Annotated in this window: 13 protein-coding genes; 11 read left to right on the top strand and 2 right to left on the bottom strand. The window is 65.5% G+C overall.

Translation table 11 applies throughout. From position 1 onward, the window contains the following. Both ABIS05_RS08990 and ABIS05_RS08985 read right to left on the bottom strand, forming a co-directional pair. The coding region (locus ABIS05_RS08990; protein ID WP_348013050.1) for a sensor histidine kinase N-terminal domain-containing protein at positions 1–788 on the bottom strand (788 nt) is incomplete at its 3' end. Beyond that, positions 789–1,460 (bottom strand): response regulator transcription factor, encoded by a 672-nt coding sequence (locus tag ABIS05_RS08985; RefSeq protein ID WP_348013049.1) that lies wholly within the window; start codon positions 1,458–1,460, stop codon positions 789–791. Positions 1,461–1,611: 151 nt separating this feature from the next. On the opposite strand from ABIS05_RS08985, the gene recA reads away from it, so the two are divergent. The 11 genes from recA (at position 1,612) to ABIS05_RS08930 (ending at position 11,225) form a co-directional block, all read left to right on the top strand. Then, positions 1,612–2,652, top strand: coding sequence for a recombinase RecA (gene recA, locus ABIS05_RS08980; RefSeq protein ID WP_348013048.1), 1,041 nt, complete (start codon positions 1,612–1,614; stop codon positions 2,650–2,652). 15 nt (positions 2,653–2,667) lie between these two features. Further along, complete coding sequence (locus ABIS05_RS08975; protein ID WP_348013047.1) at positions 2,668–3,225, top strand: RecX family transcriptional regulator; 558 nt, start codon at positions 2,668–2,670, stop codon at positions 3,223–3,225. Positions 3,226–3,406: 181 nt separating this feature from the next. Next, complete coding sequence (locus tag ABIS05_RS08970; RefSeq protein ID WP_348013046.1) at positions 3,407–3,979, top strand: DUF2889 domain-containing protein; 573 nt, start codon at positions 3,407–3,409, stop codon at positions 3,977–3,979. 25 nt (positions 3,980–4,004) lie between these two features. Then, on the top strand, positions 4,005–5,165 hold the full coding sequence (sucC, locus tag ABIS05_RS08965; RefSeq protein WP_348013045.1) for an ADP-forming succinate--CoA ligase subunit beta: 1,161 nt from the start codon (positions 4,005–4,007) through the stop codon (positions 5,163–5,165). Between the two features lie 72 nt (positions 5,166–5,237). Continuing rightward, positions 5,238–6,131, top strand: a complete 894-nt coding sequence (gene sucD / locus ABIS05_RS08960) for a succinate--CoA ligase subunit alpha (protein ID WP_348013044.1) — start codon at positions 5,238–5,240, stop codon at positions 6,129–6,131. Positions 6,132–6,208: 77 nt separating this feature from the next. Continuing rightward, a complete protein-coding gene (locus ABIS05_RS08955; RefSeq protein WP_348013043.1) occupies positions 6,209–6,904 on the top strand; it encodes a TerC family protein in 696 nt (231 codons plus the stop codon). A 10-nt stretch (positions 6,905–6,914) separates the two neighbouring features. Beyond that, positions 6,915–8,045 carry a serine/threonine-protein kinase gene (locus tag ABIS05_RS08950; protein WP_348013042.1) on the top strand — a complete coding sequence of 377 codons (1,131 nt, stop codon included), beginning with the start codon at positions 6,915–6,917 and terminating at the stop codon, positions 8,043–8,045. Further along, positions 8,042–8,839: a Stp1/IreP family PP2C-type Ser/Thr phosphatase gene (locus ABIS05_RS08945; RefSeq protein WP_348013041.1), complete on the top strand. Its 798-nt coding sequence runs from the start codon at positions 8,042–8,044 to the stop codon at positions 8,837–8,839. The genes ABIS05_RS08950 and ABIS05_RS08945 overlap by 4 nt, the downstream gene beginning before the upstream one ends. A 48-nt stretch (positions 8,840–8,887) precedes the next feature. Further along, on the top strand, positions 8,888–9,541 hold the full coding sequence (locus ABIS05_RS08940; protein WP_348013040.1) for an FHA domain-containing protein: 654 nt from the start codon (positions 8,888–8,890) through the stop codon (positions 9,539–9,541). Between the two features lie 202 nt (positions 9,542–9,743). Beyond that, positions 9,744–10,529, top strand: coding sequence for a 3',5'-cyclic-nucleotide phosphodiesterase (locus ABIS05_RS08935; RefSeq protein WP_348013039.1), 786 nt, complete (start codon positions 9,744–9,746; stop codon positions 10,527–10,529). Between the two features lie 240 nt (positions 10,530–10,769). Next, positions 10,770–11,225 carry a prepilin-type N-terminal cleavage/methylation domain-containing protein gene (locus ABIS05_RS08930; RefSeq protein WP_348013038.1) on the top strand — a complete coding sequence of 152 codons (456 nt, stop codon included), beginning with the start codon at positions 10,770–10,772 and terminating at the stop codon, positions 11,223–11,225. Positions 11,226–11,255 lie beyond the last annotated feature (30 nt).

Below are 11,255 nucleotides of genomic sequence, written 5' to 3'. Positions count from 1 at the left end.
GCCGCGTCGGCCAGGAAGTGCTTCTGCCGGCTCATCGACAAGTCCAGGCGCATCAGCAGATCGTTGATCGCACGCACCAGCGGCGCCACCTCGTCGGGCACGCGCTGCTCGTCGATGGGGCTCAGGTCCGAGCTCTCGCGCGAGCGGATGCGCCGCTGCAGTTCGTTCAGCGGCGCAATGCCGCGCGCCAGTGCCAGCCAGACCAGCAGAACCGCCAGCGGCAGGATGACGAACTGCGGCAGGATGACGCCCTTGATGATTTCGTTCGTCAGCCGGCCGCGCTTGCCCAGCGTCTCGGCGACCTGCACGAGCATGGTCTTCGCGGGCTCCGCCTGGCCCTCGGGCGCCACCCAGAGGTAGGCGACCCGCACGGCCTCCGGGCCCACCTCGTCATCACGGAAGTGCAATTCCCAGGGCACGATGGTCCCGTCCTCTGTCGGCACCGGCAGCGTCGAATCGCCGCTGAGCATCTCGCCGCGCAGGCCGAGCACCTGGTAGAAAACGGTGTCCGAGGCATCCACGCGCAGCAGCGCCGCAGCCTCCGGCGCGAGGGCGTAGCGGTCGCGGCTGCGCGCCGGCGCCTCGGTCGCAGCCACCTGCTGCCCCAGGCTGCGCGCCATCTCGCCCAGCTCCCGGTCGTAAGGCCGGCTGGCAATGCCCTGCGCCACCAGCCAGGTCAGCGCCACGCTGATCGGCCAGATCAGCAGCAGCGGCGCAAGCATCCAGTCCAGGATCTCGCCGAACAACGAGCCCTGCTGCCGCGGGCTGGCGCCGTCCTTTTCCGACATCTACGAGGCGATCTTCTCTAGGCAGTAGCCCAGGCCACGAACCGTCGCGATGCGGATCGGCCCCTGTTCGATCTTCTTGCGCAGCCGATGGATGTAGACCTCGATGGCGTTGTTCGAGACCTCCTCGCCCCACTCGCACAGCCGCTCGACGAGCTGGTCCTTGCTGACCAGCCGCCCCGCGCGCTGCAGCAGCACCTCCAGCAGCGACAGCTCCCGCGCCGACAGCTCCAGCATCTGGTCGTTGATGTAGGCCACGCGGCCCGTCGCGTCGAACGTGAGCGGCCCGTGCTTGATGACGCTGCTGGCCGTGCCCAGGCCGCGCCGCGTCAATGCCCGCACGCGCGCCTCCAGTTCCTGCAGCGAGAACGGCTTGGCCATGTAGTCGTCCGCGCCCAGGTCCAGCCCTTTGACGCGCTGCTCGACGCTGTCCGCTGCGGTCAGGATCAGCACCGGCATCGTCGAGCCGCGCGCGCGCAGCTTGCGCAGCACCTCCAGCCCATGCAGGCGCGGCAGGCCGAGGTCAAGGATCACCAGATCGAACTCATGCGTCGCCAGCGCGGAATCGGCCTCCGTGCCGCTGCTGACGCGGTCCACCGCATAGCCCGACGCGCGCAGCGCACGCAACAGGCCATCGGCCAGCACTTGGTCATCTTCGGCAATCAGGATGCGCATCGTCTATGTCTCCGCAGCCGATGTTATGTGTTGAGGCGCTGGCTCACGCCATGAGCTACGTGACGCCTAGCATGCTCATCAATCCTGGGGACAAACCACTGTACAAACATACAGATTGCCCCATAATTCAGCCCATTCTTTGGAGACCCGCATGGACGCCCCCGTCAAAGCCCTGAACACCGAAAAAGCCAAGGCCCTGCAAGCCGCTCTCGCCCAGATCGAGAAGCAATTCGGCAAGGGTTCCATCATGCGTCTCGGCGAAGGCGAAGTCATAGAAGACATCCAGGTCGTCTCCACCGGCTCCCTGGGCCTGGACATCGCCTTGGGCGTCGGCGGCCTGCCGCGCGGCCGTGTCGTCGAGATCTACGGCCCCGAATCTTCTGGCAAGACGACGTTGACGCTACAGGTCATCGCCGAGATGCAGAAGCTCTCCGGCACCTGCGCCTTCATCGACGCCGAGCACGCGCTCGACATCCAGTACGCCCAGAAGCTCGGCGTCAACCTGCAGGAACTGCTGATCAGCCAGCCCGACACCGGCGAGCAGGCGCTCGAGATCGTCGACTCGCTGGTGCGCTCGGGCTCGGTGGACCTCATCGTCATCGACTCGGTTGCGGCGTTGACGCCCAAGGCCGAACTTGAAGGCGAAATGGGCGACAGCCTACCCGGCTTGCAAGCCCGCCTGATGAGCCAGGCCTTGCGCAAGCTCACCGCCACGATCAAGAAGGCCAACTGCATGGTCATCTTCATCAACCAGATCCGCATGAAGATCGGCGTCATGTTCGGCTCGCCCGAAACCACCACCGGCGGCAACGCGCTGAAGTTCTACGCCTCCGTGCGCCTGGACATCCGCCGCATCGGCTCGATCAAGAAGGGCGAAGAGGTCATCGGCTCAGAGACCAAGGTCAAGGTCGTCAAGAACAAGGTGTCGCCCCCGTTCAAGACCGCCGAGTTCGACATCCTCTACGGCGAAGGCATCAGCCGGGAGGGCGAGATCGTCGACATGGGCGTCGTCGCCAAGATCGTCGAGAAGTCCGGCTCCTGGTACGCCTATCAGGGCGAGAAGATCGGCCAGGGCAAGGACAACGCCCGCGAATTCCTGCGCGAGAACCCCGACGTGGCCCGCGAGATCGAGAACAAGATCCGCGAATCGCTTGGCGTGGCGCTGCTAGCAGGCTCGCCCGCTTCAGAGTAAACCGCTCCCGGCCGCATGGCGCCGCACAAGCCGCTGTCGCTGAAAGCTCGCGCCATCGGCCTGCTGGCCCAGCGCGAGCACAGCCGCACCGAGTTGCGGCGCAAGCTGTTGCGCATCGAGCAGCAGCGCGCGCGCCTCGCCGCCGAGCGGGTTGCCGGCCGGGGTGAGGGCAACGCAGGCTCAGGCGGCGAGCTCGCGTCTGAAAACACCGACACCGACACCGACATTGAAGCGAGCGAGCCCGGCGCAGTCACCGTCGAGGCCTTGCTTGACACGCTTGCTGCCGACGGCTACCTGGATGAAACTCGCTTCATCGAATCGCGGATGCACTTTCGCGCCAGCCGTTTCGGCGCCAAGCGCATTCAGCAGGAATTGGCCCAGCACGGGCTAAAGCTGGACGCGGAACAAAAGGCAGTCTTGCGCGAAACCGAACTGGATCGCGCCCGCGAGGTCTGGCTCAGGCGTTTCGGCATAGAACCGCCCTGTACCGTCGAAGAGCGCGCGCGCCAGACCCGCTTTCTGCTGGCCCGGGGTTTTGCCCCCGAAGTGGTGCACCGCTTGCTCAGGGCCTAAGGGCCGCTTGCCCGAGCGCGCAGGGGTCATTTTCACCCTCCGTGCTACATTGCCGGCTGCCTCAAAACGAGGGTTCACCCGGTTACAAGCCCACGGTTTCACGGCAGAGCAGCCGCGAAAGCCGCTGAAACCGCCGTCCCGGCACACCGGCCGGGGATGTTCCGCCCGCCTCCCGCGCCACATGCCCGCCGTCCACCTGTCCATCACGCGCCGCCCGCTGCATCGCCGCGCCCTCGATGTGCAGGTTTTCGCGCGCGATGACGGGCTGTTCGACGTCGAAGCCAGCCTCATCGACACCAAGTCGCATGACGTGCCGCTGGCCGGCATGACCCGAAAGGCCGGCGACCCGATCCACGAGATGCAGCTGCGCCTGACTGTCGACGCGACGCTGACGATCACGGCCGCTTCGTCCGACACCCTCTGGATGCCCTACCCGCAAGCCTGCGGCGCACACGGCGATGCCTACGGCCAACTCGTCGGCTTGAACCTGATGAAGGGCTTCCGGCAAGCTGTCGTCGAGCGGCTCGGCGGCACCAAGGGCTGCACCCACCTGACCGAGCTCTGCCAAGTCCTGCCGACGGCCGTCATCCAGGCCATGGCGGGCTCCGTCATCGACACCCGCGAAGGCGATGCCGCCGGCAACCCGCCGTTCCAGCTTGACCGATGTCACGCCTTGCGCCGCGACGGCGCGACCGTGGCCCGGTTCTACCCACGCTGGCAGCAAGCTGCCGAGCCAGCCACCACCGATTCCTGACTTCCCTGACCCGAAAGACCCAGCCATGAAAATCCACGAATACCAAGGCAAAGAAATCCTGCGCCAGTTCGGCGTGCCGGTGCCGCGCGGCATCCCCGCCTTCACCGTGCAGGAGGCCGTCGAGGCCGCTCAGAAGCTGGGCGGGCCGGTCTGGGTGGTCAAGGCTCAGATCCACGCCGGTGGCCGCGGCAAGGGCGGCGGCGTCAAGGTCGCCAAGACGCAGGACGACGTCAAGGCGCTGGCCGAAAAAATCCTCGGCATGCAGCTGATCACGCACCAGACCGGCGCTGCCGGCCAGAAGGTGCGCCGCCTGTACATCGAAGACGGCGCCGACATCAACAAGGAGCTCTACGTCTCGCTGGTCACCGACCGCGGCACGCAGAAGATCGCCTTCATCGCGTCGAGCGAAGGCGGCATGGACATCGAGGAAGTGGCGCACGCCACGCCCGAGAAGATCATCACCGAGATGATCGACCCGCTGGCCGGCCTGACCGAAGCGCAGTCGCGCAAGATCGCTGCGGCCATCGGCCTGAGCGGCGCTTCCATCGACCAGGCCGTCGACATCTTCGCCAAGCTCTACAAGTGCTACATGGACACGGACGCGTCGCTGGTTGAGATCAACCCGTTGAACTGCGACTCCAAGGGCAACCTGATGGCGCTGGACGCGAAGTTCAACTTCGACGCCAACGCGCTGTTCCGCCACCCCGAGATCGTGGCCTACCGCGACCTGGACGAAGAAGACGCAGCCGAAGTCGAAGCTTCCAAGTTCGACCTCGCCTACATCAGCCTGGACGGCAACATCGGCTGCCTCGTCAACGGCGCTGGTCTTGCCATGGCGACGATGGACACCATCAAGCTGTTCGGCGGCGAGCCGGCCAATTTCCTGGACGTCGGCGGCGGCGCCACGGCCGAGAAGGTCACCGAGGCCTTCAAGATCATGCTGAAGAACCCGGAAGTGAAGGGCATCCTGGTCAACATCTTCGGCGGCATCATGAAGTGCGACACCATCGCCGAAGGCGTCATCGTCGCCTGCAAGGCCGTGAATCTGTCCGTGCCGCTGGTTGTGCGCATGAAGGGCACCAACGAAGAGCTGGGCAAGAAGATGCTGGCCGAGAGCGGTCTGCCCATCATTGCGGCCGACACGATGGCCGACGCGGCCACCAAGATCGTTGCTGCCGTAGCTTAAAGACCTTGCGGGACAGACCGCCCGAGCGCACTCGCGAGTAGCTCTGTCCCCAACTGACTAGGAACAGTTCTCATGTCCATCTACATCAACAAAGACACCAAGGTCATCACCCAGGGCATCACCGGCAAGACCGGTCAGTTCCACACGCTGGGCTGCCAGGGCTATGCCAACGGCAAGAACGCTTTCGTCGCGGGCGTGAACCCCAAGAAGGCCGGCGAGAAGTTCAGCGAGATCCCGATCTACGCGACCGTCAAGGAAGCCGCCTCGCAGACCGGCGCGACCGTCTCCGTCATCTACGTGCCGCCCGCTGGCGCTGCCGCCGCGATCTGGGAAGCCGTTGAGGCCGACCTGGACCTGGCGATCTGCATCACCGAAGGCATCCCGGTCCGGGACATGCTGGAAGTGCGCAACAAGATGAAGGCCAAGGAAGCGGCCGGCGGCAAGAAGACGCTGCTGCTCGGCCCCAACTGCCCGGGCCTGATCACGCCGGAAGAAATCAAGATTGGCATCATGCCCGGCCACATCCATCGCAAGGGCCGCATCGGCGTGGTCTCGCGCTCCGGCACGCTGACGTATGAAGCCGTCGCTCAACTGACCGAGATCGGCCTCGGCCAGTCGTCGGCAGTCGGCATCGGCGGCGACCCGATCAACGGCCTGAAGCACATCGACGTGATGCAAGCCTTCAACGACGACCCGGACACCGACGCCGTCATCATGATTGGCGAGATCGGCGGCCCCGACGAGGCGGAAGCCGCTCGCTGGTGCAAGCTGAACATGAAGAAGCCCATCGTCGGTTTCATCGCTGGCGTGACTGCGCCCCCCGGCAAGCGCATGGGCCATGCCGGCGCGCTGATCTCCGGCGGCGCTGACACGGCCGATGCCAAGCTCGCCATCATGGAAGAGTGCGGCTTCACGATCACGCGCAATCCGTCCGAAATGGCCAAGCTGCTGAAAGCCCTGCTGTAATCGGGCCTCGAACCCCACAACAGCCGCCGGGTTTGACCGGCGGCTTTTTTTTGCCTACTGCAGCGCCACGCCACGCCATGGACTTGTTCAACGCCGCTTTTCTCATCGCGCTGCTGAAGATCATCTGGGTCAACATCCTGCTGTCCGGTGACAACGCGGTCGTCATCGCGCTGGCTTCGCGCAATCTGCCGCAGGGCCAGCAGAAAAAGGCCATCGTCTTCGGCAGCGGCGCCGCCATCTTGCTGCGCATCGTGTTGACGCTGTTCGCCGTGCAGCTGCTGCAGTTGCCGTGGCTGAAGCTGATCGGCGCCGTGCTGCTGCTGTGGATCGGCGTCCAGTTGCTGGCCGACAGCGATGACGACGCCGACGTCCACGCCAGCGGCAACCTGTGGACGGCCGTACGCACCATCCTCATCGCCGATCTGGTCATGAGCCTGGACAACGTCATCGCCGTGGCCGCCGCCGCCAACAGCGCGCCCGAACCCCTGCGTTTGCCGCTGCTCATCATCGGCCTGGGGCTGTCCATTCCGCTGATCATCTTCGGCAGCACGCTTCTGCTGAAGTTGATGGAGCGTTTCCCGGCCATCATCACGCTCGGTGCCGCGCTGCTGGGCTTCGTCGCCGGCGAGATGGCGACGACGGATATGGCCGTGCATGAGTGGTTCGAAACGCACATGCATGGCATGGACTACGCCGTCAGCATCAGCTGCGCCATCTTCGTCGTCATGGTCGGTCTTGCTCTCGCGCGCCGCGGCAAGCGCGAGGCGACCTAAGATCGTTCGCATGGCAAGTGGCAGCAAACCCGGCGATCCCGGCAAGGCGGGCGGCTTTTGGCAGCGCCTCGTCGGCCGGTTGTCAGAGGGCGGGCAAGCGCCACCGGGCGAACCCGCCGCGCTGCCCACCGTGCAGCACAAGCAGGCATCTTCCGCGCCCTTGCCTCACGCTTCACCGCCCCCCGATCTGCACGATTTCGAACTCGGCGCAGAGATCGGCCGCGGCGCGATGGCCATCGTCTACAAAGCCACGCAGCGCTCCACCGGCCGCCAGGTCGCCGTTAAGCGCCTGGCGCTGAGCCGCGAGTTCTCCGCCGAAGACCTGGCCGATGTGCGCGAGCGCTTTATGCGCGAAGCCAGTGCGGCGCGAGCCCTGGAACACCCGGACATCCTGCAGGTCGTCGACGCCGGGCAGGACGGCGGCGACGCCTGGCTCGCGCTGGACTACGTGCTGGGCTGGGACCTCAGCCTCTTCACCAAGGCCGGCCAGCTGCTGCCGGTGCGCGAAGTGGTGCAGATTGGCGTGCGCTTGGCGCGCGCACTGCACTATGCGCACAGTCAGGGCATTATTCACCGCGACATCAAGCCGGCCAACGTCATGCTGGACCGCGTCAACGGCGGCCTCAAGCTGATGGACTTCGGCATCGCCCGCGTCGGCGACGGCAGCCGCACTCGCACCGGCCTCGTGCTCGGCACGCCCTCCTTCATGTCGCCCGAGCAGCTGTCCGGCCTGACGGTGGACGGCCGCAGCGACCTCTACTCCCTGGGCGTGCTGCTCTACCAGTTGCTCACCGGCTCGCTGCCGCACCAGAGCGACTCCATGGCGCGGCTGATGCAGCAGATCGCCACCCAGCCGCCGCCCGACGTTCGCATCCACCGCCCCGGCCTGCCCGAGTCCCTCGCGCTGGTGCTGGCCGTCTCGCAGGAGAAGCGCCCCGAGCTGCGCTACCCCTCCGGCGAGCAGATGGCGCGCGACCTCGAAGCCGTCCTCATCATGGACCTGCAGAGCGAGCCGCTGGCGCCGGAGCCCGTCAAGTCCCTCGATGCCGCCTTCGCACAAACACTGCGATTGACGCCCGAGGAAGCAGGGCAGAATCGTCTCTCCCCTGCTGAGCCCCACGAGCCACCTCAAGCCTCATGATCCTGGAGTTCTTCAGCGCCACTGACGTGGGCCGCGCGCGCGACAACAACGAAGACTCGGTTGCCCTTGATGAGGCAGCCGGCCTTGCCGTGCTGGCCGACGGCATGGGCGGTTACAACGCCGGCGAAGTGGCCAGCCAGATGCTGACCGGCTTCGTCAACAGCGAACTCGGCCGCTGGCTAAAGGACGCCGGCCGCGAAGGCCGGGCCGGTGAGGTCAAGCGCGCGATGGACATCTGCGTCGACAACGCCAACCGCGCCATCTTCAACGCCGCAAACACCAACCCGCGCTATGCCGGCATGGGCACAACGCTGGTGCTCGGCGTCTTCCGCCCCGAAGGCCTGCTGCTCGGCCATGTAGGCGACTCGCGCGCCTACCGCCTGCGCGCTGGCCGCCTCATGCAGATCACGCGCGACCATTCCCTGCTGCAGGAACAGATCGACGCCGGCCTGCTGACCGTGGAAGAAGCCGCCTTCTCCAGCAACAAGAACCTCGTCACGCGCGCCGTCGGCGTGGAGGACACGGTATTGATGGAGCTGCACCTGCATGAAATCCAGGCCGGTGACACCTACCTGCTTTGCTCCGACGGACTCTCCGACATGCTCGACGACGACAGCATTGCCAACCTGCTCAATGGCAACCCGGCCCTACCCGAGGCTGCGCAGGCCCTGATCAACGCGGCCAATGACAGCGGCGGTCGCGATAACATCGCGCTCATCCTGGCCCGCGCAGAGAGCCGCCAACGTACCGAAGGCCGGGGCTGGTGGCCCTTCGGGCGACGTGGCGGCAACTGAGTCCTCGCCTAAGAGTCACGGCACGAACAACAGAACTTGAGGTCATTCATGGGCAAACTTGTGGTTTCGCTCGACGGTGTCGTGATCAAAGAGGTACAGATCACCAAGGACAAGACCACACTCGGTCGGCGGCCCTACAACGACATCGTCATCGACAACCTCGCCGTCTCCGGCGAGCACGCTGTGCTGCAGATGGTCGGCAACGATGTCTTCATTGAAGACCTCAATTCCACCAACGGCACCTACATCAACGGCAAGGCCATCAAGAAGCAGCTGCTGGCCGACCACGATACCGTCGAGATCGGCAAGTACAAGATCAAGTTCTTGTTCAATGACGGCAACGACTACGAGAAGACCATGATCCTCAAGCCCGGTTCGGCAGTGCCGGCCCTGGGCGGACTGGGCTCCTCGTTTGGCGGTCTCGGCAGCGCCCCCGTCATCGGCCCAGCATCCATCAAGGTGCTGACCGGCGCCGCCGCCGGCCGGGAAGTGGCGCTGACCAAGGTCGTCACGACGCTGGGCAAGCCCGGCGTGCAGGTGGCTTCCATTACCAAGCGCCCCACCGGCTACGTCTTCGCCCACGTCGAGGGCGCCCAGCGCCCCAGCGTCAACGGCATCCCATTGACGGGTGAATCGATCGCACTGCGCAGCGGCGATCTCATCGAGCTGGCCGGCACGCAGATGCAGTTCATCCAAGGCTGAACCGCCTCGCCCCGGCAATCCGGCCAGGCCCGGATTGCCGGGGCCCGCCGCATGAGCAGCCGGCCACGCGGCTGCTGTGACTTCCTCACGATTGGGATACCCCCAACTCGGTAATCCGACCGCCACCGACACCGGTCCGCTGCGTACATTCTTGGCTCCACCTCGCGTCGTGCGAGGCCCTGACACCGAGCCAATGCATCGCATGAACATCCGCGTCCTGGGCTGCTCCGGCGCCATCGCCGCCGGCTACAAGACCACCGCCTTCCTGCTGGACGACGATGTGCTCATCGACGCTGGCACCGGCGTAGGCGACCTGCCACTGGACGCCCTGGCAGCCATCGACCACATCCTGCTCAGCCACTCCCATCTGGACCATGTGCTGGGCATCCCGCTGTTGGCCGATGCCGTGCTGCGCCTGCGCGTGGCCGCCGGCCGGCCACCCATTCAGGTCCACGCTCTGCCGGAGACGCTGGCCACGCTGCAGAAGCACATCTTCAACGGCGCCATCTGGCCCGACTTCACGCGCCTGCCCAGCCGCGAGGCCCCGGTCCTGAGCCTGCATCCCTTCCAGATCGGCGACCGCCTGGAGCTCGGCGGCCGCCTCATCGAAGTGCTGCCCGCCGTCCACACGGTGCCGGCGGTCGGCTTTGCGGTTGACGGCGGCGAGGCCAGCGGCCATGCCCACTGGGTCTTCACCGGCGACACGGGCCCCAACCCCGCGCTGTGGCAGCGGCTGGCCCAGCTGCGTCTGTCCCACCTCGTCATCGAAACCGCCTTCAGCGACGACGAGGCCGAACTCGCCCATATCAGCCAGCATCTGTGCCCCACCGACCTCGGCCGAGAACTCAGCCAGCTGGGCGGCAGCGTCGACGTACGCATCACCCACATCAAGCCCGGCGAGGCCGATGCCGTCATGGCCGGCGTGCAGGCGCTGATCAGCCCGCACCGCATCAGCGCGTTGCAAGCCGGGCAGGAAATGGCGCTGTAGGCGCTCGACACTTGAACCTGCAAACGGCGCCTCGGCGCCGTTTTTCTTGGCTGACGTTTCTTGCCCTTTCAGCGGTGACTGACAGAACTCGTCAGGCCAGAGTGACGTTTTTTGTCAGAACAAGGCCGCCAAGCCCGTCAAACGTGCGCTTTCGCACGCCCTGCCAGGCCTGCCAAGCTGGCACGGCCCCTGCATTCATGGGGTCTGCCTTCCCACCAAACACTCGCTGGAGTACTGAACATGCAACTGAAAGCACGCGCCCAAAAGGGCTTCACCCTGATCGAACTGATGATCGTCGTGGCCATCATCGGCATCTTGGCTGCTGTGGCTCTGCCGCAATACCGCACGTACACGACCCGCGCCAAGACGGCGAACGCCATCACGGTGGCTGACGGCTACAAGACCGCCGTGGCCCTGTGCATCCAGGAAAAGGGCGGCGTCGCCACCGGTTGCAGCAGCAACACCAACGGCATTCCCGACGCCAGCGCTTTCAAGGCCACCAAGGAAGTCAGCGCCATTACCTCCGTGACGGACGGCGTGATCACCCTCAAGTTGAATGACATCGGCACGGGCACATTGAACAAGACCATCGTCTTCACGCCGACCAACATCGTTGGCGATGCCGTGATCTGGACCACGACCACCGATATCACCGACGCCGTCATCAAGAGCTCGATCGAGAAGAACAACACCTGATCTTGCTGGTAACGCGTGCCGCCATCGCGG

This window comes from Roseateles sp., from assembly GCF_039929605.1.
Lineage (GTDB): Bacteria > Pseudomonadota > Gammaproteobacteria > Burkholderiales > Burkholderiaceae_C > Pelomonas.
This window is presented reverse-complemented; position numbering and strand designations above follow the sequence as displayed.